The organism is Agromyces sp. NSFZ (assembly GCF_056156205.1).
In genome coordinates this window covers 274,197-293,528 of the sequence record NZ_CM149585.1, presented here as the reverse complement: position 1 = coordinate 293,528, position 19,332 = coordinate 274,197, and the positions used below count along the sequence as shown (strand labels likewise).

Sequence of the window (19,332 nt, the reverse complement as noted above, 5' to 3'; positions counted from 1 at the left end):
TGATCGGGCCGTCTCAGGGTCGATGCAATACCGTTGGCTGCGTGGCGGCGCGCGCGGAAGACCAGGTGACGGATGCCACGGCCGGGCGTCCGAGGGCCGCGGTCATCTACAACCCGACGAAGAGCGGGTTGCGGGAGTTGCGCGATGCCGTCGGTCGTGCCGAGCGCCTGCAGGAGTTCGCACCATCGCTCTGGCTGGAGACCGCGGCGGAGGACCCCGGCAAGGGCATGGCGCTCGAGGCGCTCGGCGCCGGGGTCGACCTCGTCATCGCCGTGGGCGGCGACGGCACGGTCCGCGCGGTGGCGGCCTCGCTTCGCGACACGGGGATGCCGCTCGGGCTCGTGCCGCTCGGCACGGGCAACCTGTTCGCGCGCAACCTCGGGATCCCGGTGAACGATCCCTTCGACGCGGTGATGCTCGCGTTCTCGGGCCTGGACCGCACCGTCGACGTGCTGGTGGCGGACCTCACACGGCCCGATGGCCGACCCGAGTCGCACGTGTCGCTCGTCATGAGCGGCATCGGCATCGATGCCACCATGATCGCGAACACGAATCCCGAGCTGAAGAAGCGGGTCGGATGGCTCGCCTACGTCGATGCCGGGCTGCGCGCCATCCCCGCCTCGAAGCCGTTCCGCGTGGTGCACCGCATGGACGGGGGCCGGCCGCACCGGTCGCGCGTCTCGAGCATGCTCATCGCCAATCTCGGGTACCTGCCGGGAAACCTCGAGCTGATCCCCGACGCCGAGCTCGACGACGGCCACCTCGACGTCGTGCGACTGCAGCCCCGAAATGCGTGGGGCTGGCTGTTCATCTGGCGCAAGGTCGCGTGGGAGAACCGTGTGCTGGCAAAGTCGGCGCTCGGCCGCCAGCTCATCGACCTCACGGGCGGCAGCCGTCGACGCGAGATCGTCTACGCGAGGGGTCGGTCGGTGGACATCTCGATCGAGGGCGAGCCCCAGGAGGTCGAGATCGACGGCGAGGAGTTCGGCGTCGTGACGGCGGCGCGATTCTCGGTCGACCCGGCGGCGCTCGTTGTGCGCGTCGAGCGATAGTGCTCCCGGGCGGTCGCCGCGCCGATCAGGATGATCCCGAGCGACGCCGACACGGCGAGGACGGTCGCCGGGGCGGGGATGGACTGGGCAGCCTGGATCCAGCGCTGTTCCCAGATCTGGGCCTCGGTGGGCTCCCCCTGCCAGGACGTTCCCTGATAGTCGACGACGACGCCGAGCGTCCAGAACGCAACGATCACCGAAAGCACGACGGCGACCGCGATCAGGACCGCGGCGGGGTTCCGGAGCAGGCTTCGGATCATCTCGGCCCCTCAGCGTGACGGGCGTGGCGGATGCCCGTCCACACGAGCATCACGACCACGCCGAGCAGACCGACCTGGATGAGCGTGGGCGCGACCATCCAGCCGAAGGCCTGCAACCAGCGATCGGATTGACTGTCGGGGCCGTTGTGGTAATCCTGGCTCGCGATCGACGCCCACCAGAGGGAGATGCCGAGAACGGCTGCGACGACGGACACGCCCCAGCCGGCGATGAACCACGGGGTGGTGCCTGAACCGTCGTGGCCGGGGTCGGTCAGGGCGGCGAACAGGGGCTCGGGGTCAGGCTCCGGAGCCGGTTCGGCGCTCGGAGCCGGGGCGGGTTCTCGGTCGACGCTCTGAGCGGGGCGACGCGTGGTCTCAGCGACGGACGGCGCAACCGCTCGGGTCGGACCCGGCTCGGCGCCGGCGACAGGCGTTGAGCTCATCGGCGCGGGCGCGGCCGCCGCGGACGCGGGCGCGGGCGCGGAGGCATCCGGCACGTACCCGCGCTGGTATCTCGGATCGAATCGCGGATCGATCGACGGCGCCTTCGCCTCGCTCATGCCCACTCCCCCTCGATGCCGGGCGCGCTCAGTCGGGCTCGCCGCTCAGGAGCCCGCGCAGCCAGTCGCGGGCCTCGATGAAGATCTCATCGTCGTACTTCGAGTGGTACGACACCTCGCGCCGGTCGGCACGCGGGTACGAGCCGAGGAAGATCACGTTCGGGCTCGTGCGACGCAGGCCCAGCAGCGCGTCGGCGACGCGCTCGTCGGCGATGTGGCCGTCGAGGTCGACCACGAAGCGGTACCGGCCGAGCGCGTCGCCGATCGGACGCGACTCGAGCAGCGACAGGTTCACGCCGCGCGTCGAGAACTGCTCGAGCATCGCGAGCAGCGCGCCGGGCTCGTCGGTGGGCAGTTCGACGATGAGGCTCGTCTTGTCGGCTCCGGTCGGCTCGGCGAGCACCCGCGAACGCGACACCAGCACGAACCGCGTGACCGCGTTGGGGTTGTCGCCGATGTCGCGCGCGAGCACCTCGAGGTCGAGGTGCTCGGTGATGCCCGGGGGCGCGACCGCGGCATCCGCATTGCTGTCGGCGTCGAAGAGGGATGCCGCGGCCTGCACGTTGCTCGACGAGGGGATGTGGCCGTGCTCGGGCAGCTCCCGCTCGAGCCATCCGCGCGACTGGGCGTAGGCGACGGGATGCGCGTTCACCACGCGCACGTCGGAGAGCTTCGTGCCCGGCCGTGCGACGAGCACGAAGTTCACGGGAACGAGGTACTCGCCGATGATCCGCAGGCCGGGCACCGTGGCGAGGGCGTCCTGCGTGGCCGAGACGCCGCCCTCGACGGAGTTCTCGATGGCGATCATCGCGGCGATCGAGCGCCCGCTCGTGACATCCGCCAGCGCCTCGCCGACGTTGTTCACCGACCGCCAGTGCTTGCCGGCCGCCTCGGGCACCTGCTTGAGCGCGGCTTCCGTGAAGGTGCCGGCCGGCCCGAGGTAGGAGTAGGTCTCCGCAGGGGGCGTGGGCGCGGCATCCGTCATGCAGCCAGCCTAGCCACCGCACTCGAGCCGAACGGCTAGCGTCGATGCTGGAGGAACCCCCACGTGAGGAGGGGCGATGACGACCATCGAGGATCGCCGCACGGTGCCGACCGACGCCGAGCGGCTGGCCGGGCTGCAGCGCATGAAGCGCGTGGCGATCGGGTTGCTGCTCGGGGCTGCCGTCGTGTTCGCCGTGTCGTTCGCCCTGCAGGACGAGATCCCGTGGCTCGCCTACGTGCGCGCGGCATCCGAGGGGGCGATGGTCGGCGCGATCGCCGACTGGTTCGCGGTGACCGCGTTGTTCCGGCATCCGCTCGGCATCCCCATCCCCCACACCGCGATCATCCCGAGGCGCAAGAACGAGATCGGCGCGAGCCTCGGCGCGTTCGTCGAGAACGAGTTCCTCTCCGACGAGGTCGTGCTCGGCAAGCTCCGCTCGATGCAGATCGGGCGACGGCTCGGCGAATGGCTCGCGACGCCCCAGTACGCCGACCGGCTCACGGCGGAGACCGCGGTGGCCGGCCGGAGCATCCTCGCGCTGCTCGGCGACGACGACGTCGAGGACGTCATCGACAAGCTCGCCCGCCGGCACCTCTTCGAGCCCGAGTGGTCGCCGGCGATCGGCCGCATCGGCACCCGGCTCGTCGAGGCCGGGCAGCATCGGGCGGCGATCGAGACGGTGTTCGAGAAGGCCGAGGGATGGCTCGAGGCGCATCCCCAGTCGTTCGGCAACATGGTCTCCGCCCGCCTGCCGAAGTGGGTGCCCGGCTTCGTCGGCGGCATCGTCGACGATCGCGCGTACCGCGAGGTGCTCGCGTTCGTGCGCGCGGTGCGCGAGGACCCGGGGCATCCGCTGCGCGAGGCCATCGACGATTGGCTCACCGACCTCACCGACGACCTGCAGAACGACCCCGAGACGATCGCTCGCGTCGAGCAGTTGAAGGCCGACCTGCTCGAGAGCCCGCGCGTGCGCGAGTTCGCCGGCGAGGCGTGGGCGAGCATCAAGGCGACCCTCGAGACGGCGCTCGCCGACCCCGAGAGCGAGCTTCGGCAGGGCGTGCGGCAGGCGCTCATCGAGGTCGGCACCCGGCTGACGAACGACGAGGAGCTCGCCGCCAAGGTGGACGAGTGGGTGACGGATGCCGCGGAGTACCTCGTGCGCAGCTACCGCCACGAGATCGCCGGGGTGATCACCGAGACGGTCGAACGCTGGGATCCGCGCGAGACGACCGAGAAGCTCGAGCTGCAGGTGGGACGCGACCTGCAGTTCATCCGCATCAACGGCACCGTGGTGGGCGCGCTCGCCGGGCTCCTGATCTACACCGTGGCATCCGGCCTGCACGCCCTCCTCTGACCGCCGGGGTGTCGCGCAGAACGACGGCGGGGCAGACTGGTCGACATGCACGAGCGAGCGGGAACCCCGGCGACCGAGTCCGACCTCATCGACGTGGAGGCCCTCGTCAGGGCCTACTACGAGCGGAAACCGGATGCCTCGGTGCCCGAGCAGCGGGTCGTGTTCGGCACCTCGGGGCACCGCGGATCGTCGTTCACGACGAGCTTCAACGAGGACCACATCCTCGCCGTCACGCAGGCCGTGGTCGACTACCGCACGGCGCAGGGCATCACGGGGCCGCTCTTCATCGGCGCCGACACGCACGGCCTCAGCGCGCCGGCGCTCACCACCGCACTCGACGTGCTCGTCGGCAACGGCGTGCGCGCGCTCGCCGACGAGTTCGACGACTACGTGCCGACGCCCGCCCTGAGCCACGCCATCTTGAAGTGGAACAACGATCCGGCGAAGCGGGCCGAGGGCGAGGCCGACGGCATCATCATCACGCCGAGCCACAATCCGCCGCAGGACGGCGGCATCAAGTACAACCCGCCGCACGGCGGACCGGCCGACTCGGATGCCACGAGCTGGATCGCGAATCGGGCGAACGAGCTCATCGCGGGCGGCCTGCACGAGGTCAACCAGGCCGAGCCGAGCGGCGTCGAGACCTACGACTTCCGCGGCAACTACGTCGACGACCTCGCCGACATCATCGACTTCGAGGCGATCCGCCGATCGCGGATCCGCATCGGCGCAGACCCGCTCGGCGGGGCATCCGTGCACTACTGGGACGCCATTCGCGACCGCTACGACCTCGACCTCACCGTCGTGAACGAGCTCGTCGACCCGACGTGGTCGTTCATGACGCTCGACTGGGACGGGAAGATCCGCATGGACCCGTCGAGCCCCCACGCCATGGCGTCGGTGCTCCGCCATGCGGGCGACTACGACATCCTGACCGGCAATGACGCCGACGCCGACCGGCACGGCATCGTGACCCCCGACGGCGGGCTCATGAACCCGAACCACTACCTCGCGGTCGCGATCCAGTACCTGTTCACGCATCGGCCCGGTTGGCGGTCGGATGCCGCGATCGGCAAGACCCTCGTCTCGAGCTCGATGATCGACCGCGTCGCCGACCACCTCGGCCGACGGCTCTGGGAGGTGCCGGTCGGATTCAAGTGGTTCGTGCCCGGCCTCGTCGACGGCTCGGTCGGGTTCGGCGGCGAGGAGAGCGCCGGGGCGTCGTTCCTGCGCTTCGACGGCACGGTGTGGACCACCGACAAGGACGGCATCCTGCTGTGCCTGCTCGCCTCCGAGATCCGCGCCGTCACGGGCTCGTCGCCGTCCGAGCTGTACCGCGAGCTGGTCGAGCGCTTCGGCGACCCGGCCTACGAGCGAACGGATGCCGCGGCCACTCCAGCGCAGAAGGCGGCCCTCGGCAGGCTCACGGCCGACGAGATCGGGGCGACCGAGCTCGCCGGGGAGCCCATCACCGCGAAGCTCTCGCACGCGCCCGGCAACGAGGCGGCCATCGGGGGCGTGAAGGTGGCGACCGCCGACGCCTGGTTCGCGGCGCGCCCGAGCGGCACCGAGGACGTCTACAAGATCTACGCCGAGTCGTTCAAGGGCCCGGAGCACCTGGCGAAGGTGCAGGCCGAGGCCAAGCGCGTCGTGGGTGAGGCGCTCGGAGTCACGCCCTGAGCGCGGCGAACGCCAGCTCGGGACCGGGCATCGCGGCCTGACGGGCGGCGACGGACCCCAGCCGGGCCCTCGTCGGGGCATCGAGCCCGAGCACCCGCTCGATGGCACCCGCCAGCTCATCGGCGGATGCCGCGTTCGGATCGAGCGCGACGCCGAAGCCGCTCCGCTCGACAGCGGCGGCACCCTCGAACTGGTCGGTCGAGAACGGCAGCACCACGAGCGGCACCCCCGAGCCGAGCGACTCGGTGACGGAGTTGTTGCCGCCGTGGGTCACGGCGGCGGCGGCCGCACCGAGCAGGCGCACCTGCGGCAGGTACCCCTGCACCAGCCAGCCCGAGGGCACCGGGCCGAGTTCGGCGGCATCCGTCGACCCCGTCGCGATGGCCGCGCGGACGTCGAGCGCACGGAGCGCGTCGGCCACCCGTCGGAGCACATCGCCGCGCACCGAGAGGAAGCTCCCGAAGCTCACGTAGACGAATGGGCCAGGCGTCGACAACCAGGTCTCGACGTGCGCGTCGACCGGCTCGGTCCGCCTCGTCGAACCCAGGAAGCGATGCGGCGGCAGCAGGCCACGGCGACCCTCGTCGACGAGCTCCTCGGGGGAGTTGTAGAGCACGGTCGGACCGTGCTCGGCGAACGCGTCGGCGCTCGGCGGCAGGTCGGGTCGGAGCTCCCGCGCGGCCCGGTTCCATTCCTCGGTGAAGCGTGCCGACACCCGCTGGCACAACCGGCGGAGCTCCTCGAGATCGTCGGCCGGCGGACGGAACGCACGCGGCCACGCTGACGGATACCCGTAGACCTCGTCGCCGATCGGGAGTGCCGACGGATGGCCCAGCACGACGTCGGCGTAGGGGACGCCGGCGGCGCCGAGGCCCAGTCGTGCGCTGAAGGCGAGGTGATCCACGAGGATCTCGTCCGGCGATACGTCGTCGACGATGCGCTGCGTCGTGCGCGCGGCCTCCACGGGCCGCCACATGAGATCGGTGAGCCGCTCCTCGGCCTGGTACCTCAGCGTCGGCACGGCGCCGAGGCGGGTCGCCTCGAAGAAGCCCAGGAGCGAAGCGCGCTCGTCGGCGCGCTGCTGCTCGGCACTGATGACTCCCGGGTTCGAGCCCCGCCCGAGCTGGAGTTCGCGGCGCTCGAACCCGAATCGGGCGACGAGGTCGGCCGTCGCCGGCCCACCCGCCACGACCACGCGCTCACCCCGGTCTCGCCAGGCGGTCGCCAGCGTCGCCAGCGGCAACAGGTGCGAGGCGTAGTCGGGGCTGATGACGAGGAGGGTCATCGCGCGACGTCCAGCTGCTCGAGCAGGGCCGCCTCGTCGAGCGCCACCCCGCGGTACACCTCGCCGAGGGCGGCCGACATCCGTTGGATGGTGAAGCGATCGCGCACCATCGTGCGCGACCGCTCGGCCCGTTCACCCTCGCGTCCGGCCGCCGCCGACAGGGCCGCGTCGAGCGCGTCGCGGAGTCGGGACACGTCCCACGTCGGCGCGAGCAACCCGGTCGACCCGTGCTCGACGTACGTGGCCGGGCCACCGCCGTCGGGCGCGACGACGAAGAGTCCGGTCGCCATCGCCTCGAGCAACGCGATCCCGAATTCCTCCTTGATGCTCGCACACGCGTAGACCCCGCCGGGGGCGGCGAGCCCCGGAAGCCCGAACCGTGCCGCGGCGATCCAGCGCGCGGTGGTCCCGTTCGGCCGATGCCCCGGCAGGAGGAGCCCTGCCCGTGCCCGCTCGGACTCGGGGACGACGGCCTCGATGCGGTCGAGCTGCTCGCGCTCGTCGAGTGACGGGCGGTCGAGGTCGCCTCCGATCAGGAGCAGGTTCGCGCGCCGGGCAAGGGGCTCTCTCGACCACGCCTCCACGAGCGTCGCCATGCCCTTCACCCGGTGCAGTCGCCCGACGCTCACGATGAGCGGCAGACCGCGACGATCGGGCGCGAGCGATCCCACCAGTTCGCGCAGTTCGCACAGCGCGGACCCGGGCTGGTCGCCGCGAGCGTGCGCCGAGGCTTCGGCGATCGCGTGGTCGATGGTGTCGAGGTCGACACCTTCCGGCACGATCGTGTGACGCTCGGCGCGAGCGGTGAGGTCGATGCCGACGAGTCGCCGCATATCCTGCGCGAGGCTCGGCCTCGGGAAGAACACCGTGTGCGCGGAGTTGGCGGCGAGGTTCTGCACGAGACGCGTGCGGAACCAGAAGTGCTCGGCGAGGTCCATCCGGCCGAACGACGATCGCGTGAGCGCGCCGGACCGATCGAGGGATTCGATGACCGCGTGCGGGTCGGGGGCCACGGTGAAGACGACCGGGATGCCGAGCTCCCGCGCGACGTCCGCCGCCGCCAGGCTGCCGACATCGGCCATCCGCAGGTGCAGCACGTCGACGCGTCCGGCCGCGCGGAGGATCCGTCGGATGCCGCGGTGTGCCGGCACCCGCAGCGGCCACGCCGCGGCCGACGGCATCGGGTCGCGGAGGAGCGGAATCCGGCCGTAGACATGCCCGTGGTCGGCCTCGCGGATCGCGGGGAGATCGGCGGCGGCCTCGAGCACCGACCCGCGTGACAGCGTGATGACGCGTTGCACGCCGGTCGCGTCCTCCCGCGCGAGGGCGTCCCCGAGCCGCACGAGGAGCGTCGCGATGCCCCCGTTGTCACCCGACCCCGCGGACGTCAGCTCAGGATCGATGTCGGCGTGCAGGAAGAGCTGGGCGATCGTGAGCCCGCGACTGCCGCCGGGCTCGGGGGTGCTCGGCGCGGCGAGGTCGACGAGGGCCAGGCGCGCGACATCGCCGAGCGGATCGTCGCCGCGCGCGGCGTGCTCGAGCAGGTCGACGACGCGCTCGTCGGGTGGGCACTGCCCGATCGCGGACATCGCGGCGATCCGGACGACGTCGGGTTCGGCGGTGTCCGCGGCCAGCCGCAGCAGGGGTGCGGCGGCGAGGGAGTGCCGCACGAGCCCGAGGGTCTCGACGAGCCGGGCCCGCGCGTCGGGTGCGGCGACGCCGAGGAGTGCGCCCTCGACGCCGACGACGAGGTGCTCGGCCATCGCGCCGGACCACCGCTCGAGCGTGCGCTGCGCCAGCATGCCCGTGAAGCCCCGTCGATCACCATTCCGAGGAGTGCGGCCATCGCGTCCGCGCGGGGAAGGCCTGAGCCGAGTGCCCAGGCCGCGTGTTCGCGAAGGAAGGGACGTTCATCGGACAGCAGGCCGACGAGCATCCGGCCGGACTCGCCGTCGAACACCTCGGCGAGCGCATGGGTCGCCGCGATCGCGGCCAGGTCGTCGGCGCCACGGAGTGCCTGGCCGAGGACCCGGAGCGTGCGGACGCCGGGATCTCGGCCGGCCTCGAAGGCCAGGTCGTCGGCGAGTCGCATGGCGTCGACCAAGGACGGTGCGGCCATGACGGCGTCGAGTGCGGTCTGGACTCCCACGGTGCGCCTCCTCGATGGTGCCCGGCAACGCCGCAACTGCGGCGTACGTGCTGGACATTACGTGCTCAGTCCGTGGGATCCATCCACCGAAAGATGGGCGAGCTCAGCGGATCGAGAAGTACGTGACCGAGCCGCCGCCCGTGGCGAGCGCCGTGTCGACGTCCCAGAAGTCGGCGTCCTTGGTGTGGCCGCCGACCCAGACCTTCGTGCCGGTCGCGGTGCGCTCGACGCGGGTCACGACGGCGGTGTGGTCGCGGTCGCCCGACGAGTCCCAGTCGAACTGGGCGATGTCGCCGACCTTCACGAGGTCGCGCTGCGCGTCGCCGAGCTCGGTCGCCCGATCGGGCCGCGAGTACAGGTAGTCGCGCAGGGCGGTCGAACTCGACCAGCTCGGCGACATCGCGCCGGTGCCGAGGTCGAGGTACCAGCCCGCGTCCATCGTCCAGCCGCGCGCGATGAGCGACTGGCTCGCGAAGTTCGCGCAGTCGTACCCGCTGATGACCGGATACACGGCCGAGTTGTAGCTGCTCCAGTAGGCCAGCACGTACCCGACCTGGGCGTCGATGCCGGGGTCGCTCGTGTAGGTGAGGGTGAGCGTGCGGGGCTCCGTGGGGATCTCGGGCTCCGCGGCGCCCGTGAGTTCGCCCACGAGCGGCTGCACCACCGAGGTGCCTGCCGCGACGACGGTGCCAGGGGCCTCGGCCTCGACCGGCTGGCCCGCGGCATCCGCGAACTGCACCTCGGCGGCGGTGCCGAGTGCCGTGTCGGGCACGGAGGGAACCGCGAACGTCAGCTGTCCGGCGTCGGCCGCGATGATCGTCGCGGGCGTGCCGCCGACCACGACCGTGGCCACTTCGTCGAGCTGCTCGCCCGTGACGGTGACCTGCGTCCCGCCCGTGAAGGGGGCCGCCGCGAGCGAGAGGTCGCTCGTCACGACGGGACCGTCGTCGACCCGGCTGGCGTCGATGGTGTCCTCCGCCGGTGCGCTCGACGCGCCGGGGCCGGGCGGGGTCGAGCCGGTGGCGGGAGAGGCGGCCGCCGCATCGCGATGGTCGCCGGCGGAGGCCGCGACGGCGCCGAAGACGCTGAGGGCCAGGATCGCGGTTGCGGAGCCGACGGCGACCGTGCGGCGCGCACCGGCACGACGGTTGCGCACCCGCTCGGCGCGATGGCGCGGATGCCGCGGCTGCACGAGCACCTGCTGCTCGACCTGCTCGGTCATCGCGTCGGGAATCACCGCCGCGGGAGCAGGGACGTCGGCCGCGACGCTCTCGCTTTCGGGGGTCGGCGAGGCCTCGGAACGGGGTCGGAGAAAGCGGAAGGTGGCGCGTCGGCGCAGGGGGAAGTCAGGGAATTCGGGGGTTTGGGGCACAGTGAGGGGATTCCGTGTCGGCAGAAAGGGGGACACGGAAGCTCATCACGCGAGTTTGTGAGGTTCCCTCGCGGTGGCTGGGAGGAGCGTGGGAGCGCGTTCACGGCTCGCCGGCGAGCCGGTCCACTCGCCGCGGTCAGGCGGAGGCGCGCCGGCCCGCCATCGTGAGGCGCAGGCCCGCGACCACGAGGGGCACCAGCACGATGATGGCCACCACGTTGACGCCCGGGAAGCCGACGATGCCGAGCACCAGCCCCGAGAGGGCTGCGGATGCCGCGGCGGCCACGTTCATCGCGGCATCCGTCGCTCCCTGCAACGGCACCCGCAGGTGCTCGTCGACCGTGGTCGTGAGGAGCGTGGAACCGCCGATGAGCCCGGCCGACCACCCGAGTCCGAGCAGGCCGAGGGCGAGCGGCACGAGCACGACGTCGTCGCCCGGGGCCACGATGCCGATGACCGTGGCGGTCAGGAGGATCGCGACGCCGATGGCGATGACCCGGGTGGAGCCGACGCGGTCGACGAGCCAGCCCATGAGCGGGCTCGCGCCGTACATGCCGAGGATGTGGATGCTGATGACGACGCCGACGAGCGCGAGCGAGAGTCCGTGCTGGGTCATGTGGATGGGCGTCATGACCATGACGCCGACCATGACGGTGTGCGAGCACACGATCGCGAGGATCGCGACGAGCGCCGTCGGGTTCCGCACGGCGGTGCGGAGGGCCTGCCAGGCGCCGACGCGGACGTCGCTCCCCGAGCGAGTATCGCCCCCTGAGCTCGTCGACGGGGGCGCGGATGCCTCGGGTCTCCGCCCTTCGACGGGCCCGTCGACCGGCCCGTCGACCGGCTCAGGGGCCGACTCGGGGAACGGCCCTTCGACAGGCTCAGCGACCGGCTGTTCGTCGGTCGCCAGGTGACCGGCGCGCGGGATCCGGAGCAGGGTGCCGATGAGGATGGTCGACAGCGCGAACGCCGCTCCAGAGAACAGGAACGAGCCGACGAGCTGCGGCAGCCCGACCATGCGGCCGACGGTCTCGCCGAGCTCGGCCAGGAGCGGGCCGGCGACCGATCCGAGCGTCGTCGCCCACAGCACCAGCGACATGGCGCGCGCCTCGAAGCCGGGCGCCGCGACCTCGGTGGCGGCGAACCGCGCCTGCAGACCCGATGCCGCGCCGGCGCCGAAGGCCGCGAGTCCCAGGAACACGAGGGGCACCCACCCCGTCGTCGCGGCGACGATGACGAGCACCGCCCCCGTGAGGGCGAAGGCGTACCCGGTCGCGAGGGCGACGTGGCGGCCGGCTCGAACGGCCAGGCGCGCCAGCGGCACGGCAACGATGGCGGCGCCGAGCACGCTCGCCGACTGGGCCAGGCCGCCGAGGGCCTCGACGCCCGTGAGGTCGGCGACGAGGAGGGCGGCGACGGTGATGCCGGATGCCACGCCGACGCCGGCGAGCAGCTGGTTGACGATGAGGACGGCGAGCGAGACGCCGCGCCGGGGAACCTGCTCGGTTCGCGGCCTCCGCTGGACCCGCTGCTCGGTCATCGCATCACTCGTAGTCGGGCGCCGGCGGAAGGCCGAAGAACTGCTCGAGCGTGGGCACGCCGGTCTCGCGCATCTCGGCGGCGAGCTCCGTGCCGACGTACCGGAAGTGCCACGGCTCGAAGGAGTAGCCGGTGACGGGCGTCTGGTCGGCCGGGTAGCGGAGGATGAACCCGAACCGCCACGCGTTGTCGCGCAGCCAGATGCCCTCCGGCGTCTCACCGAAGCACTCCTCGAGCGAGCACTCCCCCGAGAGCGCGCCGATGTCGATGGTGAGGCCGGTCTGGTGCTCGCTGAACCCGGGCCGCGCGGTCGTGAGGTCGTCGCCGTCGTACACGCTCTCCTGCGCGGAGTACGAGCGGTAGGCGCTGTTCGAGGCGAGTTCGAGGTCGGCTTCGTCGAGCGCGGCCCGGAACATCGCGACCACGGCGTCGGATGCCTCCTGCCGGAGCAGCGGCTCGTTCGTGTGCTCGACCGGAACCTCGACGAGGTCTCCGGGCTCGAAGTCCTGCGGATTGAGCGGACGCAGCTTGTTGACCACGACCCAGATGCTCGCGGGATCGTCGATCGAGTGGGCGGCCCGGTCGAACGTGTCGATCGTCACGGGCGGCGGGCTCGGTGCGGCAGGTTCGGGCCGAACGGTCGGGGTCTCGGTGGCCGCGTCGGCCGGGCGGTCGTCGGGTGCGGCTCCCGCGACGATGCCGACCACGACGGCGCTGACCGCGACGAGCACGAGGCTCAACGAGATCGCGATCGCGAGGCGGCGGTTCTGCCTCACGCGATCGGATGGATCTCGATGCTCGCTCGCGGACACCGTACGAGTGTACGCCGGACCTTCCCGACGGGCAGCAGGACGAGCTGCGCGGAGTCCCGGAGACCCGGCCGGCTCGGGGCATCCGTCACCCCGCCACCGCCGCGCCAGATCGTGAGAGCGCTCTCTTGACAGGGCTGTTCAGCGCCCGCTAGCATCGCCGTGCATCGTGAGAGCGCTCTCACCAACAGGGTGGAGCGCGTCCTCACGTGACCATTCCGACACCACGCACACAAGGGAGTGACCGTGAAACTTTCACGACGCACCACGGCGATCGCGGCAGTAGCCGGCGCCGCATCCATCGCCCTTCTCGCCAGCGGCTGCGCGCCGTCGGCCGATGCCGAGGACGGCGGCAAGGTCGAGCTGTCCATCGCGACGTTCAACGACTTCGGCTACTCCGATGAACTCCTCCAGGAGTACATGGACGAGAACCCGAACGTCACCATCGTGCACAACCGGGCCGCGACCTCGAACGACGCCCGCGCCAACTACTTCCAGAAGCTCGGCAAGGAGGGCCTCGCCGACATCGAGGCCGTCGAGGTCGACTGGTTCACCGAGGCCATGGAGTACGCCGACCTCCTCGCCGAGGTGCCCGACAGCGCCAAGGGCCGCTGGCTCGACTGGAAGGAGGCCGCCGCCACCGACGCCGACGGTCGCCTCGTCGGCTTCGGCACCGACATCGGCCCGCAGGGCGTCTGCTACCGCTCCGACCTCTTCGCGGCAGCCGGCCTGCCGACCGACCGCGCCGAGGTCGCCGCACTCCTCGAGGGCGACTGGGACAACTTCTTCGCCGTCGCCGACCAGTACAAGGCCGCGACGGGCAAGCCCTTCATCGACTCGGCCAACTCGGTGCTGCAGGGCATCGTGAACCAGCTCGAGACCGCGTACGAGGAGCCCGACGGCACCATCGTCGCGACCGAGAACGCCGACATCGAGGACGCCTACAACACCGTCGTCGAGCGCGCGGTGCCCATCTCGGCGTACGCCGGACAGTGGAGCGACGACTGGTTCGCGTCGATGGCCAACGGCGAGTTCGCCGCGATGCTCTGCCCGGGCTGGATGCACGGCGTCATCTCGGGCAACGCCCCCGAGGTCACCGGCTGGGACATCGCCGACGTCTTCCCCGGCGGCGGCGGCAACTGGGGCGGCTCGTACCTGACCGTTCCGGCCAACGGCAAGCACGTCGAGGAGGCGCTCAAGCTCGCCGACTGGCTGACCGCCCCCGAGCAGCAGATCAAGGCGTTCGAGAACGCGGGCACCTTCCCGAGCCAGTCCGAGGCCTACGAGAACGAGGACCTCACGGGCTTCACCAACGAGTACTTCAACAACGCCCCCACCGGTGAGATCGGCATCGCCCGTGCCGAGGCCGTGACGGTCGCCACCTTCAAGGGACCGAAGTTCTTCCAGTTCCACGACGCACTCCAGAACGCGGTCACGCGCGTCTTCGACGGCGTCGAGGACCAGAAGACCTCGTGGAACACCTGGGTCACCGAGGTCAGCGCCTTCTGATCCGTTCGTGCGGGCCGCGCCCCAGCGCGGCCCGCACGTCCACCCCGAGTCATCCGACCCGACGCGAACCCAGGAGCATCCGTGACCGCCACCGTGACGCGCCCGACGGCGCCACCGACGAGCCGCCCACCGCGGGCGCCGCGCGTCATCTCGTTCAGCCAGCGCCTCAGCCGCTGGGACCTCAAGATCTCGCCCTACCTCTACATCTCGCCGTTCTTCCTCATGTTCGCGATCGTCGGGCTCTTCCCGATCGCGTTCACCGCCGTCATCTCGTTCATGGACTGGGATCTCGTGCGCAACTCGGGCGAGTTCATCGGGTTCGACCAGTACCTCTGGATCCTCGGCCAGCCGCACTTCTGGACCGCGCTGCGCAACACGTTCAGCATCTTCCTGCTCTCGAGCGTGCCGCAGCTGATCGCCGCGGTGTTCATCGCCGCGATGCTCGACCGCAACATCCGCGCCAAGACCTTCTGGCGCATGGGCGTGCTGGTGCCCTTCGTCATGGCACCCGTCGCCGTCGCCCTGATCTTCAGCAACATGTTCGGCGACAACCACGGCCTCGTGAACAACGTCATCACGAACCTCGGCATGGAGCCCATCCCCTGGCACAAGGACCCGTTCTGGAGCCACGTCGCGATCGCGACCATGGTGAACTTCCGCTGGACGGGCTACAACACGCTCATCCTGCTCGCCGCCATGCAGGCGATCCCGCGCGACTACTACGAAGCCGCCACCGTCGACGGCGCCGGCCCCTTGCGCCAGTTCTCCAGCATCACGCTGCCATCGCTGAAGCCCACGCTCATCTTCGTGATCATCACCTCGACCATCGGCGGCCTGCAGATCTTCGACGAGCCGCGGATGTTCGACCAGTTCGGTCGCGGCGGTGCGGGGCAGCAGTGGCTGACGATCACGCTCTACCTCTACGACATCGGCTGGGGCCAGTGGAACTTCGGCCGTGCGGCCGCGCTCGCCTGGATCCTGTTCCTCATCATCCTGCTCATCGGACTCATCAACCTGCTCGTGACGAGGCGACTCGTGCGCGACGAAGGGCGGCGATAGCCATGACCGCACTCGACACCCGCGCCGTCACGACCGACGGCGGAACGCCGGGCACCGGCCCCGTCGGCACCCGCGGCCGCAGCCGCACGCGCACCCGGCACATCCGCGGCGTCCGCGCCGGCTTCTGGGTCTACGCAGGGCTCGGCGTCGTGCTCGTCGCGTCGCTCTTCCCCTTCTACTGGTCGTTCCTGATCGGCTCGGGCGACGCGTCCACCATCAACGACCCCGACCTGTCGTGGATCCCCGGCGGCAACTTCCTGACCAACGCGGCGACCGTCGTGAACGACCCGGCAGTGAACTTCTGGCCCGCGCTGTGGAACTCGATCTACAGCTCGGCGCTGATCGCGGCATCCGTCGTCGTCACCTCGACGCTCGCAGGCTGGGCGTTCTCGAAGCTGAGGTTCCCGGGGTCGAAGCCGCTGCTCGTCTTCGTCGTCGCGACGATGGCCGTGCCGATGCAGCTCGGCGTCGTGCCGCTCTACATCCTGTTCGCCGACCTCGGCTGGACCGGCCACATCGGCGCGATCATCATCCCGTCGATCACGAGCGCGTTCGGCGTGTTCTGGATGACGCAGTACCTGCGCCAGTCGGTGCCCGATGAGCTCATCGAGGCCGCGCGCGTCGACGGGGCCTCCATGATCCGCACGTTCTGGACCATCGGAGTCGTCGCCGCTCGCCCCGCGGCCGCCATGCTCGGACTGTTCACCTTCGTCACGGCCTGGAACAACTTCTTCTGGCCGTTCATCGTGCTCGACCGCAGCAACCCCACGCTGCCCGTCGCCCTGTCGCTGCTGCAGTCGAACCACTTCGTGGACTTCTCGATCGTGCTCGCGGGCGTGCTGCTGTCGACCATTCCCCTCCTCCTGCTGTTCGTCGTCGCCGGCAAGCAGCTCGTCACCGGAATCATGCAAGGAGCCGTCAAGGGATGACCATCGTCCACCCCACCACCGAACCCACCGCCACCGCAGCCGTGCGGCGCTTCCCAGAGGGCTTCCTCCTCGGCGCCGCCGCCGCGGCCTACCAGGTCGAGGGCGCCGCCCACGAGGACGGGCGCACCGACTCGATCTGGGACGTGTTCAGCCGCGTACCCGGCGCCGTGATCAACGCCGACAACGGGGATGTCGCGTGCGACCACTACCACCGCTACCGCGACGATGTCGCGCTCATGCGGGAGCTCGGCCTCGACTCCTACCGGTTCTCGACGTCGTGGGCGCGGGTGCGCCCCGACGGCGGCGCCGTGAACCCGAAGGGCACCGACTTCTACTCGCGCCTGGTCGACGAGCTGCTCGAGGCCGGCATCGCGCCGTGGCTCACGCTGTATCACTGGGACCTGCCGCAGGCCCTCGAGGAGCAGGGCGGCTGGACGAATCGCGACACCGCCTTCCGATTCCGCGACTACGCGCTCACCGTGCACGACGCGCTCGGCGACCGCGTGAAGGTCTGGACGACGCTCAACGAGCCGTGGTGCTCGTCGTTCCTGAGCTACACGGGCGGGGCGCACGCACCGGGGCGGCAGGATGTCGCGGCCGGCCTCGCGGCGGCGCATCACCTGATGCTCGGCCACGGCCTCGCCGTGCAGGCGCTCCGCGAACGCGACGCGTCGCTCGAGCTCGGCATCACGCTCAACCTCACGGTGGCCCGGCCCGTGGACGCGACGAGCGCCGGCGACCTCGACGCCGCACGTCGGATCGACGGCCAGTTCAACCGGGTCTTCCTCGACCCGATCTTCCGTGGGCACTACGCAGGCGACCTGCTCGCCGATGTCGGGCACCTCGGGCTCCGCGACGTCATCAAGCCCGGCGACCTCGAGATCATCTCGACGCCCATCGACGCGCTCGGCGTGAACTACTACCACACCGAGTTCGTGAGCTCGCTGCCGCCCGCGCAGCCGCACGGCGGCGAGGCGCCCACCGAGCGGCCGACGCGGTCGCCGTATCCAGCAGCCGACGGCGTGCACTTCCACTCCCAGGGACTGCCGCAGACGGTCATGGGCTGGGAGGTCGAGCCCGACGGCCTGCGCGAGCTGCTCGGCCGGGTGCACCGCGAGTACGCGGGGCCGGCCGGGGTGCGCCTGTACGTCACCGAGAACGGCGCGGCATACGACGACGAGGTGTCGGCGGATGGCTCGGTGCACGACGTCGAGCGTACGGAGTTCCTGCTGGGGCACCTGTCGTCGATCCTCGACGCCATCGACGAGGGCACGCCCGTGCACGGCTACTTCTACTGGTCGATCCTCGACAACTTCGAGTGGGCGTGGGGCTACGACAAGCGCTTCGGGCTCGTGCACGTCGACTACGGCACGCAGGAGCGCACCGTGAAGGACAGCGGGCTGGCGTACCGGCGCGTCATCCGCGAGCGCGGCCTGCCCGCGGCATCCGCCGCGCCCGCGGCATCCGACGGTTGATCGACGGCCGACGACCACCGACGACGCGCGACCGAAATAGACTGACGGACATGCAAGGGGGTGGGGTCCGCACACGGCCCTCGGCGCCGACGCTCGAGGCGGTCGCGCGCGAGGCGAAGGTCTCGCGCGCGACCGTCAGTCGCGTCGTGAACGGGTCGCCGAAGGTGAGCCCCGACGTGGTCACGGCCGTCAACGCGGCGATCGCGAAGCTCAACTACGTGCCCAACCGAGCGGCCCGCTCGCTCGCGAGCCGCACGACCCAGGCGATCGCGCTCGTCGTGCCCGAGGACACCACGCGGTTCTTCGGCGACCCGTACTTCGCCGCCATCGTCGAGGGCATCACGCGTCGGCTCGACGACAGCGAGTACCTGCTGAACCTGCTCGTCGCGAGCAACGATCCCGGGCGCAAGGCGCTGCGCTATCTGCGGTCGGGCGTGGTCGACGGTGCCCTCGTGGTGTCGCACCACGAGGGCGACGACGCGGTGTGGGAGGCGTTCGACTCGGTGCCGATGGTGTTCGGCGGACGGCCCTCGCACGAATCCGACGACGAGATCTTCGTCGACGTCGACAACGTCGAGGGCGGGCTGACCGCGACCGAGCACCTCATCGCCATCAACCGGCGCCGCATCGGCACGATCACCGGCCCCCTCGACATGCCCGCAGGGGTGGACCGGCTCGACGGGTTCCGGCGGGCCATGGCCGTGGCCGGCCTGCAGGCCGACGCGGTGGAGACCGCCGACTGGTCGGTCGCGAGCGCCGTGGCCGCGACCCGCCGCCTCCTCGACCGCGTGCCCGATCTCGATGCCCTGTTCGTCGCGAGCGACCTCATGGCGACCGGCGCCCTCGCGGTGCTGCGTGAACGCGGACGCCGCGTGCCAGAAGACGTCGCCGTCGTCGGCTTCGACGACAGTCCAGCCGCGACCTCGTCGGCCATCCCGCTCACGACCGTGCACCAGCCGTCGGAGCAGATGGGCTACGAGATGGCCGACCTGCTGCTGCGCATGCTCGCCGGCGAAGCCGACGTGCCGCACCGCAACCTCATGCCCACGCGGCTCGTGCGGCGCGCGTCGGCGTAGTCGCGACATCCGTCGTGCGTGTCCCGGGGCGCGCGGGGTGCGGCGCACGTGCCGCGGAATCGAGACGTCGCGGATGCACGGTGCGACACTGCATCCGGGCCCGTTCGAGTTCGGCGTCCGGGTCGTTCAGGAACGGGCTGAATCGAGAAGTCGCGGATGCACGGTGCGACACTGCATCCGGGCCCGTTCGAGTTCGGCGTCCGGGTCGTTCAGGAACGGGCTGAATCGAGAAGTCGCGG

The 19,332-nt window shown here is 71.0% G+C and carries 16 protein-coding genes; 9 read left to right on the top strand and 7 right to left on the bottom strand.

The genetic code is table 11. From position 1 onward, the window contains the following. The first annotated feature begins 41 nt into the window (after positions 1-41). Complete coding sequence (locus tag ACVFI9_RS01400) at positions 42-1,052, top strand: diacylglycerol/lipid kinase family protein (RefSeq protein WP_474764266.1); 1,011 nt, start codon at positions 42-44, stop codon at positions 1,050-1,052. 256 nt (positions 1,053-1,308) lie between these two features. On the opposite strand, the gene ACVFI9_RS01395 is transcribed toward ACVFI9_RS01400, so the two are convergent. Continuing rightward, a complete protein-coding gene (locus ACVFI9_RS01395) occupies positions 1,309-1,872 on the bottom strand; it encodes a hypothetical protein (RefSeq protein ID WP_474764265.1) in 564 nt (187 codons plus the stop codon). A gap of 28 nt (positions 1,873-1,900) precedes the next feature. Next, complete coding sequence (pheA, locus tag ACVFI9_RS01390; protein WP_474764264.1) at positions 1,901-2,857, bottom strand: prephenate dehydratase; 957 nt, start codon at positions 2,855-2,857, stop codon at positions 1,901-1,903. Between the two features lie 76 nt (positions 2,858-2,933). Between pheA and ACVFI9_RS01385 the strand changes: the two genes are divergently transcribed. Together ACVFI9_RS01385 and pgm are read left to right on the top strand one after the other, a co-directional pair. Further along, complete coding sequence (locus ACVFI9_RS01385) at positions 2,934-4,211, top strand: DUF445 domain-containing protein (RefSeq protein WP_474764263.1); 1,278 nt, start codon at positions 2,934-2,936, stop codon at positions 4,209-4,211. A 45-nt stretch (positions 4,212-4,256) separates the two neighbouring features. Further along, positions 4,257-5,891 (top strand): phosphoglucomutase (alpha-D-glucose-1,6-bisphosphate-dependent), encoded by a 1,635-nt coding sequence (pgm, locus tag ACVFI9_RS01380; protein WP_474764262.1) that lies wholly within the window; start codon positions 4,257-4,259, stop codon positions 5,889-5,891. Here the strand turns inward: pgm and ACVFI9_RS01375 are convergent. Both ACVFI9_RS01375 and ACVFI9_RS01370 read right to left on the bottom strand, forming a co-directional pair. Further along, positions 5,881-7,176, bottom strand: a complete 1,296-nt coding sequence (locus tag ACVFI9_RS01375; RefSeq protein WP_474764261.1) for a glycosyltransferase — start codon at positions 7,174-7,176, stop codon at positions 5,881-5,883. The two genes, pgm and ACVFI9_RS01375, sit on opposite strands and share 11 nt — an antisense overlap. Next, entirely contained in the window at positions 7,173-8,978 is a 1,806-nt protein-coding gene (locus ACVFI9_RS01370) for a glycosyltransferase (protein WP_474764260.1), read from the bottom strand. Before ACVFI9_RS01370 ends, ACVFI9_RS01375 begins: the two co-directional genes overlap by 4 nt. Before the next feature lie 86 nt (positions 8,979-9,064). On the opposite strand from ACVFI9_RS01370, the gene ACVFI9_RS01365 reads away from it, so the two are divergent. Continuing rightward, a complete protein-coding gene (locus ACVFI9_RS01365; RefSeq protein ID WP_474764259.1) occupies positions 9,065-9,451 on the top strand; it encodes a hypothetical protein in 387 nt (128 codons plus the stop codon). Here ACVFI9_RS01365 and ACVFI9_RS01360 read toward each other — a convergent pair. The 3 genes from ACVFI9_RS01360 to ACVFI9_RS01350 all read right to left on the bottom strand — a co-directional run bounded on the left by ACVFI9_RS01360 (position 9,429) and on the right by ACVFI9_RS01350 (position 13,048). After that, positions 9,429-10,547: an amidase domain-containing protein gene (locus ACVFI9_RS01360; RefSeq protein ID WP_474764258.1), complete on the bottom strand. Its 1,119-nt coding sequence runs from the start codon at positions 10,545-10,547 to the stop codon at positions 9,429-9,431. The genes ACVFI9_RS01365 and ACVFI9_RS01360 overlap by 23 nt on opposite strands. Before the next feature lie 286 nt (positions 10,548-10,833). After that, entirely contained in the window at positions 10,834-12,237 is a 1,404-nt protein-coding gene (locus ACVFI9_RS01355) for an MFS transporter (protein WP_474764257.1), read from the bottom strand. Positions 12,238-12,241: 4 nt separating this feature from the next. Next, entirely contained in the window at positions 12,242-13,048 is an 807-nt protein-coding gene (locus ACVFI9_RS01350) for a M15 family metallopeptidase (protein WP_474764256.1), read from the bottom strand. A 237-nt stretch (positions 13,049-13,285) separates the two neighbouring features. Here ACVFI9_RS01350 and ACVFI9_RS01345 point away from each other — a divergent pair, with 237 nt between their 5' ends. From ACVFI9_RS01345 to ACVFI9_RS01325, 5 genes are all read left to right on the top strand, one after another. Further along, the gene (locus ACVFI9_RS01345) at positions 13,286-14,554 is read left to right on the top strand and encodes an ABC transporter substrate-binding protein (RefSeq protein WP_474764255.1); all 1,269 of its coding nucleotides are present in this window, start codon (positions 13,286-13,288) and stop codon (positions 14,552-14,554) included. A gap of 81 nt (positions 14,555-14,635) precedes the next feature. Then, the gene (locus tag ACVFI9_RS01340) at positions 14,636-15,613 is read left to right on the top strand and encodes a carbohydrate ABC transporter permease (RefSeq protein ID WP_474764254.1); all 978 of its coding nucleotides are present in this window, start codon (positions 14,636-14,638) and stop codon (positions 15,611-15,613) included. A 2-nt stretch (positions 15,614-15,615) separates the two neighbouring features. After that, positions 15,616-16,542 (top strand): carbohydrate ABC transporter permease, encoded by a 927-nt coding sequence (locus tag ACVFI9_RS01335; protein ID WP_474764253.1) that lies wholly within the window; start codon positions 15,616-15,618, stop codon positions 16,540-16,542. After that, on the top strand, positions 16,539-18,017 hold the full coding sequence (locus tag ACVFI9_RS01330; RefSeq protein WP_474764252.1) for a GH1 family beta-glucosidase: 1,479 nt from the start codon (positions 16,539-16,541) through the stop codon (positions 18,015-18,017). The genes ACVFI9_RS01335 and ACVFI9_RS01330 overlap by 4 nt, the downstream gene beginning before the upstream one ends. 50 nt (positions 18,018-18,067) lie before the next feature. Then, positions 18,068-19,093 (top strand): LacI family DNA-binding transcriptional regulator, encoded by a 1,026-nt coding sequence (locus ACVFI9_RS01325; protein ID WP_474764251.1) that lies wholly within the window; start codon positions 18,068-18,070, stop codon positions 19,091-19,093. The last annotated feature ends 239 nt before the right edge of the window (positions 19,094-19,332 follow it).